Below are 20,165 nucleotides of genomic sequence, written 5' to 3' on the forward strand. Positions count from 1 at the left end.
CAAGACCCTGCGCTGAGCCCCTTAACCCGACGGGCGGAGCACCGGCAAGTGCGGAACCGACACATCCAAGATGGCAGCGGAGGTTGTCATCTCTCCGATGACTGCAGCGATCGCCGCCGTCTTGGCCCCGATCGCCGATTCGTCCCCCAGCGCGACTTCGAGCACAAGATCTCCTGGTTGTTGCCACACGCGCGCGCTAATGTCCCCGCGCCCGTCGCGCCACAGCGCGGCAATCACGAACTCGGGCTGCCCGTGCGCTGCACTCAACGCGGCAAGCAGCGCATTCGCATCGCTTGCGAGGAACGCACCCGGTTCCGGCGCCGCAGCAATGCCTGACAAGCGCGGAAGTTCGGGCAGGATGGCGAGCGGTGAAGTGAGGACCCGGCCTTCGATGTCAATGAGAACCCAGCTGCCGGGAGCGGCCAATGCAATCGCCGCTGCGCTGCGCTCAACGACATCCACTTCCACCGTTGCAGGCCACCGCCGCTGGATTCGAGCGTCGGCGATCCAGGGCAGGCTCTCGAGTGACCGTTCTGCTTCGCCGGTGTCGAGGGTTCCCATGAAGTCCCCGGCATGGATGTCGGCGGCCCCGTATGCCTCGTCGTAGCTCACGCGATGCAGGCCACTGAAATGGATCCGGTCGACTTCGAAGGTGCCTGCTGCGAAAAGGATCGCTGCAACTGATGCGGCAACAGCGGCAAACGCCGCCACGGTCAGCCATCGGCGCCGACGATGTCGTTTCCGTTCCGCAGGCTTCGGAGCTCCCTCCGACATCGCTCAAGACGGCATCGGTGCCGCCTCGAAGCCCACCATGCGGACTTCGGGCTGCAACACAATGCCGGTCGACTCGGTGACGCGGCGCCGGACTTCGGCCATGAGCGCGACGACATCTGCTGCCGTGCCGCCGGGGTCCGAAACGATGAAGTTTGCGTGCAGGCGCGACACCTCCGCTGTGCCGATGCGCAAGCCCCGAAGACCTGTCTGGTCGATGTGGGCTCCTGCGGACTCGGCGGGCGGGTTCATGAAGACCGAACCGGAGTTCTGCCCGCCGGGCTGATGCTCTCTGCGCCACCGGACGATGTCCGCGATCTGATCCATCACCGTCGACGGGAGCGCTTGGTGCCCGGCCAGCCGCGCACGAACCACGACGTGACGATTTTGGAGACCGCTGCTGCGGTAGCCCAACTCCAGGGCCTCGACATCACGGACCGCTCGGGCGACTGCTTTGCCGCTGAACCCAGCCTCCAGATCGACGATGTCTGCATCGATCAAGCACGACGCCATATCGCTGCCGTGCCCTCCTGCGTTCATGCGCACGGCCCCGCCCACGGAGCCCGGCACGCCAACGGCCCATTCGAGGCCGCCGATACCTGCCGCGGCACACTGGCGCGCGAGCACCGGCAGTGCCACAGATGCCCCTGCAGTGACCGTGGCGTTCGCACGATCACATTCGATTGTGGCGTAGGCATCGCCGAGGAAGAGCGCGATGCCTTCGAATCCTCGGTCGGCGACCAGTAGGTTCGATCCTCTCCCGACGACGAGCATCTCCAGCCCGGAAGCTGCTGCGGCCTCTGCCGCGCGTTGCAGGTCGGATGGGCTGCTTGCCACGAACGCCACCGCTGCCGGACCGCCGACTCTCGACGTGGTCAACGCCCCCAGCGGCGCATTCACACGAGCGTCATCGCCGAGCATGGTCACGGCGCGTCGAACTGCATCCGGGTCCGACCACTGCTCAGGAGACATGCAACATCTCATCGGCGAGCGTCGTCAGGTCACCGGCACCCAAGGTGAGGCACAGGTCGCCAGAACGCAGACTCCTGCGCAGGTACGAACGCAGCTCGGTGCGGCCCGGGAGATAGGCCACCGACGCATACGGATGGGCGTCGAGCACGGCACCGAGTACCAGTTCGGTGGACACACCGGGCCGCGGTACCTCGCCGGCGGCGTAGATGTCGGTGAGGACCACTTGGTCGGCATCAGCGAACGAGTCCGCGAAGTCCTGCCAGAGCGCTGCGGTCCGCGAGTAGCGATGCGGCTGGAATACGGCGACAATCCGCTTCCAGCCTCCGCTGCGAGCTGCGGCGATCGCCGCGGTGACCTCGGTGGGCAGGTGCGCATAGTCGTCGATGAACGACACCCCGTCACGCTCGCCGCGTCGCTCGAATCGCCGGGCGACACCGGCAAATCGGCCAAGGGCATCGATCATCGGTGACGCCGCGGCCCCGAGCTCGAGTGCCGCCGCAAGAGCGCCGGCCGCATTCGTCACGTTGTGCAGCCCAGGCAGTGGCAGCTCGCAACGGCCGATAGACGTTGCGCCGGCGACCAGCTCGAAGCGAGCACCGGTACGAGAGCTGCGCGCGTCGATGATCCGGTACTTGGCCCCCGGAGCGTTTCCGTAGGTAACGCAGCCGCCGACGCGCTCGGCCATGGCGGCGGCCCGCAGGTCATCGGCACACACGATGCGTGGCCCTCCAGCGCTGGTGACGAACTCTTCGAATGCGGCTGCAAGCTCGTCGAAACTGCCGTAATGGTCGAGATGGTCAGGTTCGACGTTCGTCACCACCACCGCATCGGCGCCGAGCTCCAGAAACGTCCCGTCAGACTCGTCTGCTTCGACGACGAACCACTCCCCCGCTGTGTCCCAAACGGCACCGGAGCCGATTTCGTTCACCTCGCCGCCCACGAGGAACGACGGATGTTCGCCGGCCGCGACCAGGCAAAGCGCCAGCATCGACGAGGTGGTCGTCTTTCCGTGGGTTCCGCCGACCGCCAGCGTCTGCTTGCGCCGGCAGATTCCTGCGAGCAGCTCAGCCCGGCTGAGCACCGGAATGCCCCGGCGGCGGGCCTCGATCAGCTCCACATTGGCCTGGGGAACCGCACTTGAATGGGCCACGATGTCCGCCGCGCCGATATTGGCGGCCTCATGCCCGATCACGACCCGGGCACCGTGAGCTGCGAGCCGCGTCATGCCAAGGCCCGCTCTCAGGTCGCTGCCGCTGACGGCATGGCCCATCTCGGCGAGCACCAACCCGATGGCGTTCATGCCGGCGCCGCCGGCTCCTACCAAATGGATGCTGCGCGGCTCCCCAAGGTCGGGAAGCCGGCTTGACATCTCTTCGATCAGGAGCGCTGGCTCGATGGACGGAGATGTGGTCACGTCGTGTGCTTTCTCGGCGAACGATCCTCGTGTACCACTGAGCCAGGAACCGCTGAACTGTGCTGTATCACGAGCTGCGCGACCCGTTGTGCAGAGTCTCGACGACCGAAGGTCTCTTCGGAGAGACGCTCCGGCCTGAGGGGGCGCCGCAATTCCAGCATCTGTTCGAGCTCTGCGAGCATCCGCTCCGCATCGAACTCAGCGTCGGCAACAACCCGTGCTGCGCCCGTGGCGGCCAGTTCCTCTGCGTTGCGACGTTGGTGGTCGTTGGTCGCGATCGGCAAGGGGACCAGCACGGCTGGTGTGCCGATGACCGACAGCTCTGCCACAGTCGATGCCCCGGCACGGCAGATCGCGACGTCAGCCGCAGCCAAGGCGGCAGGCAACTGTTCATCGAACGGCACGGCGCGGTACCAGTCGCATACCCGCGAGCCATCGGGTCGCTGCGGCGGTGGTGGCGGTCGCTCAGCCCAGTCGCGCTTGCCGACCACGTGATAGATGAACAAGCCGTCGCGGTCCCTCAATGACGGCAACGCCGTCCAGACGGCGGTGTTGATCCGGAACGAGCCCAGCGAACCACCGAACGCCACCACAACGGTCGCATCTGCGGGCCAGCCGAGCTGGGCACGGGCGTCGCCCGCTCCAAGTGCCGCTTCGACGACTGCCGGACGCACGGGATTGCCGGTCACGACTTCTCTGCGCAACCCCGTCCCGCGGACGGGTACGGCGGCGGCGCGTGCGAATCTGCCCAGCAGGCGGTTCGTTGCCGATGCGACTGCGTTCTGCTCGGCGATCACCAGGGGCACGCGCCAGATCACCGCTCCCACCGTTGCGGGAAGCGCGGCGTAGCCGCCCAGCGACAGCACCGCAGCTGGACGCCGCCGTCTCACGAGAGCGATGCCCCGCACCGTGGCCCACGCCAAGCTCACTGCAGCACGCGCGTTCGTCAGGTTCACCCGGCGCGCAGTAAGGCCCCGACCTCCGAGCAAGGTCACGCTGAAACCGGCATCTGGCACGATCTGCGCATCGATGCCCCGGGAACTGCCGACGAAATGAATGCCTTCGGAGGGCCAGCCACGTTCAGTCAGCGCCGAAGCCACCGCTAAGCCGGGCATCAGGTGCCCGGCGGTCCCGCCCCCCGCGATCAAGACGCTGGGGGCGTTAGGGATGCTGCCGGGAATAGCCACGGCTCAACCGGATCGCCGCGTCACGTTCAGCAGCAGGCCTGCGGCCGCTGCCGTCACCACCAGTGACGAACCGCCGAAAGACAGGAATGGCAGTGTCACACCGGTCACCGGCAGCAATCCAACCACACCGCCGACGTTCACCAGCGTCTGGAGCACGAACCAGATGGCGATGCCGGCTGCGAGCAGGGAACCGAACAGATCGGGCGCCTTCTGGCTCGTCCGGAGCCCCCCTATGCCGACGACCCCGAGCAGCGTCAGGAGCCCGAGGGCGCCGAGGAGACCCATCTCCTCGCCGACGATGACGAAAATGAAGTCGGTGGGCGCGTTGGGCACCCAGCCCCACTTGGCTTGGCCTGCCCCCAGCCCGGTGCCCCGCAGCCCCCCTTGCGCCAGACCTACCAGGCTCTGGAACGTCTGGTAGCCGCTCGAGGCTCGTTCAGAGATCGGATCCAGAAAGCCGGCGAGCCGCGCACGGCGGTAAGGCGCCGCGTACGCCAGCAACGGTGCCGCCACAACGACCATCGCTGCGATCTTCCCCAGGTCGCGGCCTGGCAGGCCCGCGACGAAGAGCATCCCGACCCCGATGCCCGCCAGGATGAGGGTTGTTCCCAGATCCGGCTGCAGCAGTACCAGCGAGCACCCGGCAGTGAGCAGGAGCATCGCCGGCCGCAGGATCCGGTCGGGCCGTTCGATCTGATCCTTGCGGGCATCCAAGAAAGCGGCCAACGCAACGATGAGTGCCAGTTTCGCGATTTCCGACGGCTGGACGCTGAATTGACCGATCTCGATCCAGCGGCGAGCACCGCCGGTGCGTCTGCCTACCGCCAGCACAATCACCAGCAGGCTCACGCTCGCAGCTGCAAGGGGCAATGCCATGCGCCGCCAGTGCCGGTAGTCGACGCCAAGCGTGACGAGCAGGACCGCAACAGCGATCCCGACCGACCACAGGTGCCGGGTGAAGTACTGCAGGGGACGGTCGGATGAATCGACCCCGGTCGCCGACGTGGCCGACAGCACGAGGACGACGCCGGTGAGCAGGAGCAGGAACACTGCAGACAGGAGTGCGGCGTAGCGCACCGACGGGCCTGAGTGAGGCCGTCCTGACGGGGTGCTCGGAAGATCCAGCTTGCTCATCGCCTGTCCCCGGTTGGAATGCGTGAGCCCAAGCGCTCAGCGAGGTCCGCCACAGTCGTCGCGAAGTGCTCACCCCGCTCGCCGTAGCTCGAGTACCAGTCGAACGAGGCGCACCCGGGCGACAGCACCACGTCGCGGCCCGGCAGCGCCATCCGGTGGGCAGCCTCCACAGCCTCGGGCATCGAATCGGCACGGGCGAGCTCGATCCGGCCGCATGCAGGCTGGCTGAAGCAGTCGACAACCTCGCCGGCGGCCTCGCCAATCGCCACGACGCCATGAACATGCGCGGCAATGGCGGCGAGTTCTCCGAGATCGAGGCCCTTGTTCCGGCCGCCCGCGATCAGCACCGCATCGGAGAAGCCCCGCAGCGCTGCCACCGTCGCGTGCGGTGCTGTGGCCTTGCTGTCGTTGTAGAAGCCCACGTCTCCGATGTGCCCCGCGAACGCGAGCCGGTGAGGCAGACCGTCGAACGATCGCAACTCCGTTGCCACCGCCTCCACGGATGCACCCATCTCCAGCGCGACAGCCGCTGCAGCGGCAGCGTTCGACAAGTCATGGGGACGCCGTCGGGGCATCTCGGCCGCCGCCACGATGCTGTCGCCGTGCGCGACGAGGACGCCACGCTCGTAGCGCACATCGCACGGCGCCTCGAGCTGCTGGGGCGCTGCGAAGGCCACACGCCGTGAACGGATCCCGGAGGTCCACGGTTCGATGTCGGTGTCGCCGAACGGCACCACCGCGACGTCGTCGGGACCCTGTGCCGCCCAGATGCGCGCCTTGGAAGCCGCATAGTCGTGCAGATCTGCATGCCAGTCGAGATGATCAGGGGCCAGATTCAGCCACGCAGCGACCGCGGGAGCGAATCTGCGTGCCCGGTGCAGCCTGAACGACGACGCCTCCACGACGAACGCAGCAACGTCACGGTCGATGGCGTCTACCAGGGCGATGTCGGTGTTGCCGGCGCTGACAGCGGCGATTCCGCTTCGGTTCAGCATTCGCTCCGTGAGGACCGTGACGGTCGTCTTGCCGTTGGTGCCGGTAATCGCTGCGAGGGGTCGACTGTCCCACTGCGCTGCCAGATCCAACTCGCTCACCACCGGCACTCCGGCCGCGGCCGCCAGCGTGTAGCTGAGGTGTCGTGGCGGCACGCCCGGAGCGGGCACGACGGCCGCAGCACCCGAGAGCAGGTTCCTGAGCAGCGCCGCATCGGTGGAGTCGTGAATCTCGCCGAACGCAGCATCTGTCCGGGCGATCCTGCCCGCCGCCTCGCTCGGCCGGTCGTCCGCCACGATGACCTCGTGACCGCGCGCTGCGAGCGCGGCGGCAACCGCGCATCCGGTCACGCCCATGCCGACCACGACGACCGGTCCGTCTGCGGGCGTCACGTCGGCGCTCACAACGAACCCGCCGGGATTTCGACCAGATCCAGACTCAGGAAGTCTGCGTAATACATACCCAGCGCCAGCGCGACGAGCAGGCTGTTCACCACCCAGAGACGGATCAGCACCGTGGTTTCCGGCCATCCGCCCAGCTCAAGGTGATGATGCATGGGGGCCATCCGGAACAAGCGGCGGCCGAAGAGCCGGAACGAACCGACCTGGATGATCACCGATGCGGTCTCGATGACGTAGAGGCCACCGATCACGGGCAATAGGAGATCGACGTGCAACAGCATTGCGAGCCCCGCCATCGCGGTGCCGATGGCCAGCGAACCGGTGTCGCCCATGAAGATCCGCGCCGGGGGCGCGTTCCACCACAGGAATCCGGCACACGCTCCAGCCATAGCAGCGGCGACAATGGCGAGGTCGAGGGGGTGCTTGACGTCGTAGGAGATGGGGTGACGGAAGGCCCAGTAGCCGATCACGACGAAGGCCGCGAACGCCACCGAGGCGGCGCCGGCGGCGAGGCCGTCCAGGCCATCTGTCAAGTTCACGGCGTTGGACGTGCCCAGGACGATGATGACTGCCCACAGAATCCACACAGCGGCGGGAATCCGCAGCGCATTGCCCTCCAGCCGTGCGAATCCGACGGCAGTATCGAGATTGACCCACCACACCGACGCGACGGCAAAGCCGATGCCCACGACGATCAGCCCGATCAGCTTGGCCCGCTTGTTCAATCCCAGATTGCGCTCGCGGCTCACCTTGATCCAGTCGTCCGCCAAACCCACGAGTCCTGCAGCGCAGACGGCTGCCAGCAGCACGATGCCTGATCGAGTGATGACGGTCTCGGCGCGCAGGTGGCTGACGACATACCCCACGACGGCTGCCGTGACGACCGCAACGCCGCCCATCGTCGGTGTGCCCGCCTTGGTGATGTGGCCTCGGGGGCCATCGAGGCGGATGGGTTGGCCCACCCCGCGGGCCTGCAGCCAGGGAATGAGGTAGCGAGTTCCTACCAGCGACACGAACATGGCAGAGCTGGCGGCGATCAGGAGCGCAATCATCGCTTTGCGTTCCCGCGCCGCCTCAGGTGTTCGGCAGCGACATCTGCGTCATCGAACGGTACGGAATGCCCTGCGCTCACCTGCGCGGTCTCGTGGCCCTTTCCGGCGACCACGATGACATCGCCAGCCTGAGCGTTCCTGACGGCGTACGAGATGGCGCTCGACCTGTCCAATTCGACGTGCAAGCCGTCATCTGCGTCATGTCGGCTGACCGCGCCTGCGGCGATGTCGGCCGCGATCTGGGCAGGGTCCTCGCTGCGAGCGTTGTCGGAGGTCAGGATGAGCACATCGGCATGGCGGTCCGCCGCCGCGCCCATGAGAGCCCGCTTCGACTGGTCCCGATCACCGCCCGCTCCGAATACTGCCCACAGGCGGCCGCCTGCAGCCCCGAGCTCGCGGGCGCTGGCCAATGCGGCGGCAAGTGCGTCTGGCTTGTGGGCATAGTCGACCAAGACCGTGATGTCATCATCCGGGCCGCTGACAGGCCACAGACGCCCTCGTACCGGGGAGACGGCGGTGATCGCGTCGGCGATCGCGTCATCATCGAATCCGAGGGCGCTGGCCGTTGCTGCTGCGGCCGCCACGTTTGCGGCATTGAATCGGCCCAGCAGCCCGCAGTGCACGGATCGGCCGTGCCACCTGCCGCTGATTCCCGCGGTGCTCACCACGATGCGATCGATATCGGAAGGCTGCCACTCGACGACTTCGGCAGTTGTGCCAGCGACCATCGATGCCAGGCGGCGACCCCACGAATCGGCAACGTTCAACACCGCTATCTCGCTGCGACCGTCGAAGAGGCGCGCCTTGGCGTTGAAATAGTCCTCCATCGTCTCGTGGAAATCGAGATGCTCATGGCCGAGGTTGGTGAACACACTGGCAGCGAAGCTGGCGCCATCGACCCTGCCCTGGGCGAGCGCATGAGATGACACCTCAAGCACGACCATCCCGGCTCCCGCGTCGGCAGCCTGGCTGAGACGTCGGCACAGGTCTGGTGCCTCGGGCGTGGTGTGCGTTCCGTCCAGCGTGCCCATAACCTCACAAGTGGTACCGCATGCGCTCGCAATGGCGGCGATTGCGTGCGTGACCGTGGTCTTGCCCGCTGTCCCGGTGACGCCCACCACCGGCTGGCGGCGCCATGGCTGTCCCCACACCGCAGCTGACGCCGGCCCGAGTGCCTTTCGCACGTCGGGCACGACGATCTGGGGCACATCGACGTCGAGCACCTGCGACACCAGCAGCGCCGCAGCTCCTGCGTTCACTGCCTCAGCGGCAAAATGGTGGCCGTCGTGGCGCTGCCCTACGACGCAGCCGAACAGGGCGCCGGGCGCGACTGAACGACTGTCGTGGGTGATGCCGCGCACGAGGACCGCTGATGCCGCGACCTCGTCGATGCGCCGGTGCGGGGGCAGCGCACAGGTACCGCCTATTGCCGCAGCCAACTCCTCCAGCGGTATCGGCTCTGCCGGCGCGCTGCTGATGTAGCTAGGCATCTGGCGACACCTGGAGCATGCGCAGGGCGTATTCGGCGACTTCAGCGAAGACCGGTGCGGCCACGATGGCGGCCCGGTATTCGTCCGGCTCGTCGAGCACGACGACGACGGTGAGTTCAGGACGATCAGCAGGGAGGAACCCTGCGAAGGAGCTGGTGTACGCCTCGGACGAGTAGCCGCCTTCAGGGCTGGGCTTTTGCGCGGTGCCGGTCTTGCCCGCCACCTGGTAGCCGTCGATGGCGGCTCGCTTGCCTGTCCCGGAACGGACGACCTCAGCCAGGATGGCTTGCATCTGCTGCGCGGTCCGCTCAGACAGGATCCGGCGAGTCGGGACTCGCTCAGCCGGTCGCAGTGCACCGTTGCTGCCCACGCTGCCCAGCACGAGGCGCGGCGTGACGTACACACCGTCGTTGGCAATGGCGTTGTATGCAGCAGTGAGCTGTATCGCAGTGATCGCGATGCCTTGGCCGAACGCGATCGTGGCGAGATCGGTGCCGCGCCATTGGTTCGCAGCACGCAAGATGCCACGGCTCTCGCCGGGCAGCGCCGGAGCGTCGTCGTTTCCAGTCAGGCGACCAAAGCCGAACGAACGCAGGGAACGCTGCAGTTCGGCGGCGCCAACCCGTTCGGCGAGCTTGATGGTCCCGATGTTCGATGAGTGAACGAGGATGTCCGAAGTCGTCATGCTGGTGCTGGGCTTGGAATAGGGCTCGATGAATTCCTTGTCGGCGAATGTGTACGCGGCCGGCGTCGAGTGCATCTCGACCGGGGTGGTGAGTCCTGCCTCCAGTGCTGCGGCGATGGTGAAGCTCTTCGCGACCGAGCCTGGTTCGAATGCGTCGGTATAGGCGGGGTTGTAGGCCACCGGCCTGACCTCATCCGTGTCCTGATCGCGGGCAACCGCCGCCAACGCCAGGACGTCGCCGGTATCGCTCTGCATCACTACCACCATGCCGCCTTTGGCACTGGTCGCTCGAACTGCTTCGCTGACAGATCGTTCCGCAACCCATTGCATCTGGGTATGCAGTGTGAGCACGACGTCATCACCATGGCTGACGGGTTCAAAAAGCTCAGTTCCCGTCGGCAGCGGCATCCCGCTCTGGGCGATCCGAGCGACTTCACGGCCGTCTGTGCCGTCGAGTACCTCGGCGAACTGCTTTTCGGCGCCGCCCAATGGGTTCTGGTCGATGTCGGTGGCGCCGAGCAGCCCTCGAGCGAAGTCATCCCCGTTGGGTCTCAGCCGTGAGGATTCGCCGCGTACGCCGATCCCGGCCAGCTGCATCTCCTGCACTGCCAACCCGTCTTCGGGGCTCACCTGACGCGCCACGTAGACGAAGTGCCGGTCACTAGCGAGCCGTTCGGCGACGATGTCGGCGTCGATATCCAGGACTGACGCCAAAACAGCGGCCGTCTGGTACGGGTCGGTGACTAGGCGGGGATCGGCCCAGATCGTGGGCAGGTTGTCTGACACAGCGAGCAGATTCAGATTCCGGTCCAGGATCGCCCCGCGGACCGATTCGAGCTCCCACTGAGCCGTCCCCTGACGCTCGCCGAGGGCCGCATAGGTCTCGCGGTCGAGCACTTGTACCTGGACCAGGCGAGCGCCGAGAGTGGCCAGCGCCACGGCCGAGGCGATGATCAGCAGCAGCGCCCGCCGGCGCGGCGGTCCGGCGCGAGCCGTGCGCCGGCGAGGGCCTCGCTTGGCCTGCTCTGCGGCGGCTTCCTGCTTCGGTCCGCCGGGTGGTCCCTTCGCTCCCGACGACGGGTGCCATCGGCGCACGGTCGCCGCATCAGGCCGCCGGGTTGTCGTCGTCCCCGCATGCGCTGCGGATCCCGAACGTGCAGCCGGCGATCGCAACCCCGGCGGAGCACCCATCGACGGGTGCCAGGGCGCCGCCGTGCGGCTCAGCCTCTGGCGGGGCTCGGAGTGCTCAAGAACGTCGGTCATGCGCTGTGGACGCGTCGGTCAGCAGCGTCTTGATCGAGAGCCAGTCACCGCCCTCATGGATGCTTCGCTGCGGCGGATCGACGGCGGCAATATGCCGGGGCTCGATCCGCACATCGATCGGATCCGTCGCGCTCACCAAGCCAAGTGCCCCTACGCCCATCAACTCGATCTCCGCGGGACCGTGGAGCGTCTGGAGCTCGTAGCGAAGATCGATCAAGCGCTCTCGCTCCGCAGCGATCTCCGATTCCAGCTCCGACAGCCGGTATTGCCCCGCAGCCAGCATCGAGTGGAATACCGCTAGCCCAGCGAGCACGGTGATGGCAGCGGCCGCCAGCAGCGCGGTGACGCCGACGAGACGCAGTCCCACGGCGCGGCGTGCCGGCGTCTGCACCAGAGCCGGCGGCGCATGCGCGACGGTGAGGTGGGCAGTGGCGAGGGCCATTGGGCGAGGCTCGGTTCCCTAGCAAGGCCCGGGTCAGGGACGGGCAGGCTCGAGGCGCTCTGCAGCGCGCATCACCGCACTCGCGGCGCGCGGGTTCCGTTCGACCTCAGCAGCACTGGGCCGCGTGACCTTGCGACGCAGCAGGCGAACGGTGGGCGCGGCGCCACAGATGCATGGCAGCGTCGACGGGCATTCGCACACGCCGTCGGCCGCTTCTCGCAAAATGATCTTCACGATGCTGTCTTCTCCTGAGTGATAGGCGAGCGTTGCGAGGCGCCCACGTGGTTGCAGGCGCGCGAGCGCCGCTCGCATTGCGGGTTCGATGAGGTTCAGTTCGTCGTTCACTTCGATGCGGATCGCCGCGAACGTGCGCATCGCCGGATGGCGCCGACTGCGCCGCGCCGCAGCAGGCACAGCGGCCTTGACGATGTCGGCCAGTTGGCGGGTGGTGCGTACCGGTCTGGCGGCCACAATCGCTGCGGCGATGCGCTGGGCGTAGCGCTCGTCGGCATGGCGTCTCAACAGATCTCGCAGTTCAGCGAGTTCATAGGCGTTGACCACTACGCCCGCATCGGGTCCCGAGCGGGAATCCATGCGCATATCCAGCGGGGCGTCGTAGCGGTGGGAGAAGCCGCGCTCACCGGCATCGAGCTGGTGGCTGCTGACGCCGAAGTCGAACAGCACACCGGCGAGCGGGCCTGCAGAAGCCGCATCGAGCAGCTCGCCGAGGCGGTCAAACCGCTCGCAGCGCAAGCTGACCCGGTCGCCGAAGGCCGCAAGCCGCTCCTGCGCTGCTGCGATGGCCTCGGGATCGCGATCTATGCCGAGCAATTGCCGTTCAGGATGCTGCCGCAGGAGCACCTCGGCGTGGCCGCCGCCCCCCACGGTCGCGTCCACGAACAGCCCGCCGGCGACGGGTGCGAACACCTCGGCGATCTCGTCGACCATGACCGGTTCGTGGAAGGACTTGGCTGCGGTGGTCACACTCACGCCCGCTCCGCTGCTTCGGTGCCGCTCTCGGGTGCTGCCAGGAGCGATTCGCCCTGGGCGTTCATCTCGTTCCAGCGGCCCGCGTCCCAGATCTCGACTTCGTCGATGGCGCCGATCACGACGCACTCGCGTTGCAAGCCGGCGAAGCGGCGCAGTTCCTCAGGAACTGCTATCCGGCCCTGCTTGTCGGGCAGCACGCGGGCGGCTCCCGCTCCGAAGGAGCGCTTGGCCGCCCGCCCATGCGGACCGCCAGATTGGGACCGTTCCGACATCTGGCCTGCGATCTCGCCGAATCGGTCGGGGGTCATGAGTGCGAGGCAGCCCTCGCTGTGCTTGATCAGGAAGCCGGACGGCTCAAATGCGCTGCGGAAGCTCGCAGGGAGCACGATGCGGCCCTTGGCATCGAGCGAATGCTCGTGCTGGCCGACAAACAGACTCTCCACCGCAGGGCCTCCGCAGCGTCGCAATGGGTACCTGGCCTGCGTGGGTATCTCTGCCCCCGCACACCACTTCGCACCACTTTATGGGCAAAGCACCCACCCTGTCCACCCCGGATGTGTCCCGCGCCCGCTGCGGAGGCCGGCAGAGCTACTCAGTGTCGTGTGCGGTGATGTACGCCACCATGTGCTTGGCGATGTCGGCGGGTGAGGCTGTGATGCCGAGATCGGCCCAGCCGACTGCTTGGTTGTGGACGCGGATGGCGGTGGCGGAATCCAGGACAGTTTCGATGGGGCCGAGTCCGAAACTCTCGTAGGCGATGCATTGAAAGCGGCTGCCCTCACGTGTACGACGCTGAGAGATGCCGACGAGCTTGCGGCCGTCCACCACTACCTCGCCTGGGCCAAGCGATGCAAAGCACACCAGGCAAGGGACGGGCCGGCTTCGTACGGGCCGGGATGCATGCTGGCCTGCAGACCGACGTCGGCAAATGCGGCTGCCAGTGTGTGGCCCAGCCAATGAAAGGCCTTGCTGACATCTGCATGCCAGAGCGGGTCGCTGGCGGGAACGAACACGTCCACCCACGCGCTCATCGTGGGATCCAGCCATACCAACCCCCCGCCGCTGTGCCGTCGGACGAGATCGGCTCGTGAACCGCTGAAAGGGTCGGGGCTGGCGGAGCCCAGGATCACTGCCGGCGCGGTCGGGCGTAACCATGAGACGCGGCGTCGGCGGTCCGACGGCATCGCGCGTGCATGCAGCAACTCAGCGCTTGCGTGCCATTCGTCGCATACCCACGCGGCCACAGGCACACGATGGCAGATGGCCGTCCGCAGCTTCGTGCCGCGCAGTTCAGACGAGCTGAGGCCGTAGATCGCCGAGGTAGTCGGTCCACTCGGTGGGAGTATCGCCGCGCATTGCCGCCACTACGGCGAGCGGCTCGGGGGCGTACGGGGTCTGGCGCAGCCTGTACCGGCCCTCTGAGAGCAACGAATCGCCCTTGCCCACGTTGCACGCCCGGCAGCAGGCCACCACGTTCTCCCACGTGTGCTCCCCACCGCGGCTGCGCGGGTGGACATGGTCGATGCACTCGGCTCGGCTCCCGCAGTATTGGCAGCGGTAGGCATCGCGCGCGAACACGGCCCGCCGGTGGAGCGGCGCACGCCTCCGGTAGGGCGCCCGCGCGTGATATGTCAACCGCACGACTGAGGGCACCGACATCGTCAGGCGCGGCGAGCGAATGCTGCCTGACCTGGTGTGAACGACATCGGCCTTGCCCGCCAGCACGAGCAACAGGGCGCGCCGCACGGTCGTGATCGACAGCGGCTGGTAGGTGACGTTGAGCACCAGTGTCCGTTCCGACAGCACCGTGCGGGGCCGCAAGATCTTCCCATCGCGAATGGCCGCATGGCCGTTGGTCGCACCATTCCCGTTGACCGCATCGGCGACCCGCTGCGGCGCGTGCGCGGCCGTTCGAACGGAGGTCATGTCATGGCCTCAGTGTCGCTGGCTCAGGACCCCGGGCTTCATGCGACGGTTGTACCGCAGTAGCGGAGGGCCAGCGTCGGCACCATTCCAGCCATTGGATCAGATCAGCGGGTTCGGCGGCCGCACTGCCGTCAGAGCCGACGGCGGTCAACAGACGGAATCGGACATAGTCGCGGTGAGGCACTGGCAGGAACGGCGGGCGAATCCACCAGCGCGATGGAATCAACCGCCTCATGGCTCGCCCAGCAGTGAGCCATAACCGCGGGCACATTGCCACAGCCACGAGAGCCGCCCCAATGCGGGGGCTGCGTGGAGTCCGTGATCGGCGCACCGGGCCACCTTAGAGCGCTCACGGATCGGCACAGATGCCATAGCTGCGGAGGCGCTGGGAAACGCTGTGACCTTTTGACGCACTGGATCGCTGGGAACAGAGGATCATGCCGCCCTGCAGCGGCCCGTGAGCACAAGTGATGCTGAGTAGCCTCACAGCGTTCTCCGAGTCCCGGCCCAGAGGCCGGCTACACGGAATTTTCCAGTCCCGAAAGCCAGACGCCGTGCGCAATCACACTCCCCCGCAAACGCACGTGGCCGATGCCGAGACGTTCCGGCAGACGTTCGAGCGCATCACTGCGAACGTGGAGCGGGTCATTCGTGGCAAATCCGACGCGGTCGGGCTCTCGCTGCTGTGCTTGCTGTGCGATGGACACCTGCTGATCGAAGACGTGCCGGGAGTCGGCAAAACCAGCCTCGCCAAATCGCTCGCAGCCTCAATTGACGCACCGTTCGGCCGGATCCAATTCACGCCGGACGTGCTGCCGTCGGACGTCATCGGCGTCAACGTCTGGGATGAGCGCGAGCGCACGTTCGACTTCCGTCCTGGCGCGCTTTTCTCCAGCATCGTGTTGGTTGACGAGATCAACCGGGCTTCCCCGAAGACGCAGGCGGCACTGCTCGAGGCGATGCAGGAACGCCAGGTCACCATCGACCGCACGACGCGGCCGCTCGGTCAGCCGTTCATGGTGATCGCCACACAGAATCCGATCGAGCACGAGGGCACCTACCCGTTACCCGAGTCTCAGCTCGACCGCTTCCTGATGCGCGTCAGCATTGGCTATCCAGATGCGGATTCGGCCGTCGAGGTGCTCGATCTCCACGACGGCACCACAGAGATCACGCTTGAGCCGGTTGCCACAGCCAGCGAGGTGCTGGCAATGACCCGTACCGTCACCGAAGTCCACGTTGCGCCGGTGCTGCGCCGCTACATCGTCGCCGTGGCCGATGCCTCTCGACAGCGCGGCACGATCACGCTGGGCATCAGCCCGCGAGCCACGCTCGACCTTCAGCGCGTGGCACAGGCGCGTGCACTGGCCGCCGGCCGGAACTACGTGGTGCCCGACGATGTGAAGGCCGTCGCTGAGCCAGTGCTCGGTCACCGGATCCGCCTGAGCGCCGATGCTCAGCTGCAGGGCTTGACCCCCCAGACTGCCCTGCGCGACATCTTCGACGCTGTCGCTGTCCCCACCGCCGGCTAAGAGGCTGAGCCGAATGCTGACGCGGCGGGGCTGGTCCGTCGGGATCGGCTCAGCAGTCGCCGCCGGGGCTGGCCGGCTGTTCGGCATGAGCGAGCTTTTGGTGCTCGCATTGGCAGGAATCGCACTGATCTCGGGCTCGGTGGTGTGGACCCGGACGCGCCGGATCCGTCTCAGGATCCAGCGTTCGGTTCAGCCTGCGCGCGTCCATGCAGGCGGCAAGGCACGGGTGCAACTCGTCGTCACGAACCTGGGCGGGCCCGCGCCGGTGCTGCAGCTGACCGACCCGGTGACCGGCACGCTGGGTGCGCGCCTGGGAGTCGGCCCGCTGCTCGCCGCCGAGCGTCTGAACACGTCGTACCTGCTGCCGACTCAACGCCGGGGCCGCTTGGAAATTGGACCGGCGGATGTCAGCGTCGTCGATCCGCTCGGCCTGGCTCGCACCTCCATCGGCGACGGCCCACGGACGATGCTGGTCGTCTATCCAGCGACGCAGACACTGGTGCCGCCTCGCCTGGCTCGCGGGCCTGAACCGTTGGGCCTCGCTGCGGACGTTCACACCTTGCAGCGCATCGGCGAGGACTTCTACGCACTGCGCGACTACACGGCCGGAGACGATGTCCGTCGCATTCACTGGCCGTCGACGGCGCGTCTCGGCCGTCCCATGGTGCGCGAAGACGAAGTGCCTCGCCGGAGCCGAGTCACGGTGGTGCTTGACACTCGCAGCACCGCCTTTGATGCCGACTCGCCTACCGATGGGCGCTTCGAGCTTGCGGTATCCGCTGCCGCAAGCGTCGTGCTCGCCAGCGCCACTCGGCACGACCCGCTGCGATTGCTGACGGTGGCGGGAGCGGACACCGGCTTCGTGACGTCAGGGGAAGGCCTGGCGCAGCTGTTCGATCATCTCGCCGACGTCTCTACATCGGCGCAGGGATCCCTGCGCAGCACGCTTGCGGCAGCCGCGGCGACGGCCGTAGGTGCAGTGGTCGTGGTGCTCGGGGGCACCGCATTCGACGCAGCGCGAGATGCAGACGCAATCTCGGCGGCGGGATCGCGCACCCCGTCGATGACCGTCATCCGCGTGTGCAGACCGGGGGATGCCCTGCCAGCAGGCGGCCCAGGAGTTGTCGACATCAGCACACTCACCGAGCTGGGACCCAAGTGGGCTGCAGCACAGACATCGTCCCAAGCGAACGCGGTGCGCACATGAGAGGGCGAAGCTTGTGGCAGGTGGAGGTCTCCCTCTGGCTGCTGACGCTGCTCTCGGTTCTCACCGCTCGCCGCCTGTTCGACGCCTGGGATTACGCGCCGCTGTGGCTCATCCTGGCGTTGGGCGGCCATGCCTCGGCTGCGGTCACACGTCGCCAGCGTTGGCCCTTTGCAGCCGCTGCGACGGCATCGGCGGTGATGCTGATCATCGTCGAAGGACTGGCCCTGTACTCCGACACGCTCTGGCTGCGATTGCTTCCCACCGCCGAGACGCTGCGGCAAGCGGTGACCGACGTGACCGCGGCCTGGGACGCCTTCGGCATCGTGGAGGCGCCGACGCCGGCCACCGCGGGTTTCCTGCTCGTCGGCGGCGCTGTCATCTGGCTAGCGGCCTTTGTCGCCGACGCACTGGCGCTGCGCGCGAAGTCGGTAGGAGAAGGGCTGCTTCCCGCCTTCTTCGTGCTCGCCTTCGTGGCCGCATTGGGTACCGATGCATGGCGAATCCGCAGTGCAGCCGCGATGGTCGTGTGCGCAGCAGCGTTCGTGGCCGCACATGGCATCCACCACACCGGGGACCGGACATCGGTGGGCGCGTCCGACCGGCGGCGCACAACCGTGCCGATGCGCACGGCACTGCGCTTGGGAATCCCCGCCGCGCTCGGCGCTGCGCTGCTGGTGCCCTTGCTGCCAGGCAGCGACGCCCCGGCGATCGTCTCATGGAAGGACCTCGACGGCAGTGCCCCCGCTTCGAGGGTGACAATCAGCCCTCTGGTCAATGCGCAGGGCCGCTTGGTGGGCACCTCAGGTGCCGAGTTGTTCCGGGTTGAGGCCGATGCCCCTGCGTACTGGAGGGTTTCAGGCCTCAGCCGATTTGATGGGACGTTCTGGGGATCCGAGCAGCTCTACGGGGATGCAGCCCGGCACTTGGACGGCCGAGCCACCGATGAGTTGCTCACCCAGCAGTTCACGATTGGAGCGCTCGACAGCATCTGGCTGCCCGCCGCATACGAACCCGTCGCCTACGACGGTCCCGAGGCGCTGTACGACCCGGAGACCGGCACGCTGGTCACCGAGCACAGCAGCGAACTGGAGTCGGGCATGACCTACACGGTCAGCTCAAGTGTGGGCATTCCCTCCGTCGCAGGTCTCGTGGCGGCCAGCGGAGATGTCCCGCCAGACATCGCCGAGAAGTACCTGGCGCTGCCCGACGGCTTCAACCAGCGGGTGGCCGGCCTTGCGGCCGACATCACGGCCGACGCATCGGGCCCGTACGCGAAGGCGCTGGAGCTGCAGAACTTCTTCCTCGAGAACTTCGTCTACGCACTGAGAGTGCCCAGCGGGCACGACACCGAACGCATGGAGCAGTTCCTGTTCGAAGAGCGGCGTGGCTATTGCGAGCAATTCGCGGGAACGTATGCAGCTATGGCCCGGGCGATCGGTTTGCCCTCGCGCGTCGCGGTCGGCTTCACCCCCGGAGAGCTGATCGACGGCGTCTACGTGGTCAGGGGCGAGCACTATCATGCGTGGCCCGAGGTCTGGATTGCCGGACGCTGGGTGTACTTCGAGCCGACCCCGGGGCGAGGCGCTCCCGGAGCTGTCGTCTACACCGGTGTGGCGCCACAGCAAGTGGTGCCGGGCGACCCCGAGGCGGCTGGCGAGGCGGGCTCGGGATTCATCGGCGAGTTGGGCCTCGAAGATCTGGAAGGCCTGTCAGGCGATCTCGAAGGCTTCGTGGACGTCCTCGACTTCGAGGGCTCGCAGGCGCCGACGGGAAGCTGGTCGGAGTGGCTCGTCGTTCCGTTCTATGCAGTGCTGGCGGTCGGGATCGGCTGGCTCATCATCGTGCCGTCGGCCGTGCGAATCCGCCGGGCACTGCACCATCGCCGCGCCCGTCACGATGCACGCGCAGCTATCGGTGCCGCATGGGACGACGTTGCAGAGACGCTGTTCAATCTCGGCATCGATCAGCGTGCCGTCGAGACCCACGCTGAGTTTGCCGACCGTGTCGACCGGCGGCTGCGCATCGATTCAGGCGAACTGCGCTCGTTAGCGGCCGCAGCTCAGGAGGCTGCCTATGCGGCCCAGCCCCCGGCACCGCAGACGGTCACCGAGGCCAGGCTGGATGCACAGCATCTCGAAACGCGCATCCGGTCTGCGCGCAGCCGCTGGGATCGCATCGGGACTGCATGCCGACCTTCCACGCTGACGGCAGGGCCCCGTTCCCGCCGCCGGAACCGAGCAGTCGTCAACGGCAGGGTTTAGCTGGGGTCGTTGCGGAAGCGGCGCCGCATGCGGTCGCCGAAGGAATCCGGGTTGTTCGGCCGGGAGCGCTTGGCGATCGAATCCGAGACTTTCTCGAGCCCCAGCTTGCCCATCTTGCGAACGTTGCGCTCGATCACCACTGCGCTTGCAAACACCATCAGGAACGCGACGAACGACAGCGCGAAGTGCACCTGCAGACCCAAGCCGATTCCGATGAGCCCCAAGATGCCACCGAGCACTGCCCAGCGGATGTTGCGCAACGCGTGGCGAGTCAGCGTGGTTTCCGACACCTCCCGCGCGAATTCGGGATCGGTGTCGTAGAAGTCCTTCTCGATCTCGAGCAGGATGCGTTGTTCGTCTTCCGAAAGCGGCACGCACAGGCTCCAAATGCTGTATTGCCGATGTTGCTGCCAGTGTAGGACCGCGCTCGGCCCTACTTCCACGC

The 20,165-nt window shown here is 67.0% G+C and carries 19 protein-coding genes; 3 read left to right on the forward strand and 16 right to left on the reverse strand.

Translation table 11 applies throughout. From position 1 onward, the window contains the following. Positions 1 to 21: 21 nt before the first annotated feature. The 15 genes from ACOGI8_RS09240 to ACOGI8_RS09310 form a co-directional block, all read right to left on the reverse strand. Positions 22 to 711 (reverse strand): cell division protein FtsQ/DivIB, encoded by a 690-nt coding sequence (locus tag ACOGI8_RS09240; RefSeq protein WP_419853509.1) that lies wholly within the window; start codon positions 709 to 711, stop codon positions 22 to 24. 66 nt (positions 712 to 777) lie between these two features. Then, complete coding sequence (gene murB / locus ACOGI8_RS09245) at positions 778 to 1,743, reverse strand: UDP-N-acetylmuramate dehydrogenase (protein WP_419853510.1); 966 nt, start codon at positions 1,741 to 1,743, stop codon at positions 778 to 780. Continuing rightward, on the reverse strand, positions 1,733 to 3,157 hold the full coding sequence (gene murC, locus ACOGI8_RS09250; RefSeq protein WP_419853511.1) for a UDP-N-acetylmuramate--L-alanine ligase: 1,425 nt from the start codon (positions 3,155 to 3,157) through the stop codon (positions 1,733 to 1,735). The genes murB and murC overlap by 11 nt, the downstream gene beginning before the upstream one ends. Beyond that, positions 3,154 to 4,344: a UDP-N-acetylglucosamine--N-acetylmuramyl-(pentapeptide) pyrophosphoryl-undecaprenol N-acetylglucosamine transferase gene (locus ACOGI8_RS09255; protein WP_419853512.1), complete on the reverse strand. Its 1,191-nt coding sequence runs from the start codon at positions 4,342 to 4,344 to the stop codon at positions 3,154 to 3,156. The genes murC and ACOGI8_RS09255 overlap by 4 nt, the downstream gene beginning before the upstream one ends. Positions 4,345 to 4,347: 3 nt before the next feature. Next, positions 4,348 to 5,478: a putative lipid II flippase FtsW gene (gene ftsW, locus ACOGI8_RS09260; RefSeq protein WP_419853513.1), complete on the reverse strand. Its 1,131-nt coding sequence runs from the start codon at positions 5,476 to 5,478 to the stop codon at positions 4,348 to 4,350. Beyond that, the gene (murD, locus tag ACOGI8_RS09265) at positions 5,475 to 6,875 is read right to left on the reverse strand and encodes a UDP-N-acetylmuramoyl-L-alanine--D-glutamate ligase (RefSeq protein WP_419853514.1); all 1,401 of its coding nucleotides are present in this window, start codon (positions 6,873 to 6,875) and stop codon (positions 5,475 to 5,477) included. The genes ftsW and murD overlap by 4 nt, the downstream gene beginning before the upstream one ends. Next, the gene (mraY, locus tag ACOGI8_RS09270) at positions 6,872 to 7,924 is read right to left on the reverse strand and encodes a phospho-N-acetylmuramoyl-pentapeptide-transferase (protein ID WP_419853515.1); all 1,053 of its coding nucleotides are present in this window, start codon (positions 7,922 to 7,924) and stop codon (positions 6,872 to 6,874) included. Before mraY ends, murD begins: the two co-directional genes overlap by 4 nt. Beyond that, positions 7,921 to 9,414, reverse strand: coding sequence for a UDP-N-acetylmuramoyl-L-alanyl-D-glutamate--2,6-diaminopimelate ligase (locus tag ACOGI8_RS09275; RefSeq protein WP_419853516.1), 1,494 nt, complete (start codon positions 9,412 to 9,414; stop codon positions 7,921 to 7,923). The genes mraY and ACOGI8_RS09275 overlap by 4 nt, the downstream gene beginning before the upstream one ends. Beyond that, positions 9,407 to 11,362, reverse strand: coding sequence for a penicillin-binding transpeptidase domain-containing protein (locus tag ACOGI8_RS09280; protein WP_419853517.1), 1,956 nt, complete (start codon positions 11,360 to 11,362; stop codon positions 9,407 to 9,409). Before ACOGI8_RS09280 ends, ACOGI8_RS09275 begins: the two co-directional genes overlap by 8 nt. Continuing rightward, complete coding sequence (locus ACOGI8_RS09285) at positions 11,346 to 11,804, reverse strand: hypothetical protein (protein WP_419853518.1); 459 nt, start codon at positions 11,802 to 11,804, stop codon at positions 11,346 to 11,348. Before ACOGI8_RS09285 ends, ACOGI8_RS09280 begins: the two co-directional genes overlap by 17 nt. Positions 11,805 to 11,837: 33 nt before the next feature. Next, positions 11,838 to 12,794 (reverse strand): 16S rRNA (cytosine(1402)-N(4))-methyltransferase RsmH, encoded by a 957-nt coding sequence (gene rsmH, locus ACOGI8_RS09290; RefSeq protein ID WP_419853519.1) that lies wholly within the window; start codon positions 12,792 to 12,794, stop codon positions 11,838 to 11,840. After that, positions 12,791 to 13,237, reverse strand: a complete 447-nt coding sequence (locus ACOGI8_RS09295; protein ID WP_419853520.1) for a division/cell wall cluster transcriptional repressor MraZ — start codon at positions 13,235 to 13,237, stop codon at positions 12,791 to 12,793. Before ACOGI8_RS09295 ends, rsmH begins: the two co-directional genes overlap by 4 nt. A gap of 145 nt (positions 13,238 to 13,382) precedes the next feature. Beyond that, positions 13,383 to 13,619 carry a hypothetical protein gene (locus ACOGI8_RS09300; RefSeq protein ID WP_419853521.1) on the reverse strand — a complete coding sequence of 79 codons (237 nt, stop codon included), beginning with the start codon at positions 13,617 to 13,619 and terminating at the stop codon, positions 13,383 to 13,385. 2 nt (positions 13,620 to 13,621) lie between these two features. Continuing rightward, positions 13,622 to 13,825 carry a hypothetical protein gene (locus ACOGI8_RS09305; RefSeq protein WP_419853522.1) on the reverse strand — a complete coding sequence of 68 codons (204 nt, stop codon included), beginning with the start codon at positions 13,823 to 13,825 and terminating at the stop codon, positions 13,622 to 13,624. 259 nt (positions 13,826 to 14,084) lie between these two features. After that, positions 14,085 to 14,720 carry an HNH endonuclease gene (locus ACOGI8_RS09310; protein ID WP_419853523.1) on the reverse strand — a complete coding sequence of 212 codons (636 nt, stop codon included), beginning with the start codon at positions 14,718 to 14,720 and terminating at the stop codon, positions 14,085 to 14,087. Between the two features lie 554 nt (positions 14,721 to 15,274). Between ACOGI8_RS09310 and ACOGI8_RS09315 the strand changes: the two genes are divergently transcribed. The 3 genes from ACOGI8_RS09315 to ACOGI8_RS09325 are packed head-to-tail and all read left to right on the forward strand — an operon-like array spanning position 15,275 to position 19,720. After that, positions 15,275 to 16,252 (forward strand): AAA family ATPase, encoded by a 978-nt coding sequence (locus tag ACOGI8_RS09315; RefSeq protein ID WP_419853524.1) that lies wholly within the window; start codon positions 15,275 to 15,277, stop codon positions 16,250 to 16,252. A 13-nt stretch (positions 16,253 to 16,265) separates the two neighbouring features. After that, positions 16,266 to 17,459, forward strand: a complete 1,194-nt coding sequence (locus ACOGI8_RS09320; RefSeq protein ID WP_419853525.1) for a DUF58 domain-containing protein — start codon at positions 16,266 to 16,268, stop codon at positions 17,457 to 17,459. 20 nt (positions 17,460 to 17,479) lie between these two features. Next, positions 17,480 to 19,720, forward strand: coding sequence for a transglutaminaseTgpA domain-containing protein (locus ACOGI8_RS09325; protein WP_419853526.1), 2,241 nt, complete (start codon positions 17,480 to 17,482; stop codon positions 19,718 to 19,720). On the opposite strand, the gene ACOGI8_RS09330 is transcribed toward ACOGI8_RS09325, so the two are convergent. Next, complete coding sequence (locus ACOGI8_RS09330; RefSeq protein ID WP_419853527.1) at positions 19,717 to 20,094, reverse strand: DUF3040 domain-containing protein; 378 nt, start codon at positions 20,092 to 20,094, stop codon at positions 19,717 to 19,719. The two genes, ACOGI8_RS09325 and ACOGI8_RS09330, sit on opposite strands and share 4 nt — an antisense overlap. Between the last annotated feature and the right edge of the window lie 71 nt (positions 20,095 to 20,165).

The sequence above is a fragment of the Candidatus Poriferisodalis sp. genome (assembly GCF_965204195.1).
In the GTDB taxonomy this organism is placed as follows: Bacteria; Actinomycetota; Acidimicrobiia; order Acidimicrobiales; family Poriferisodalaceae; genus Poriferisodalis.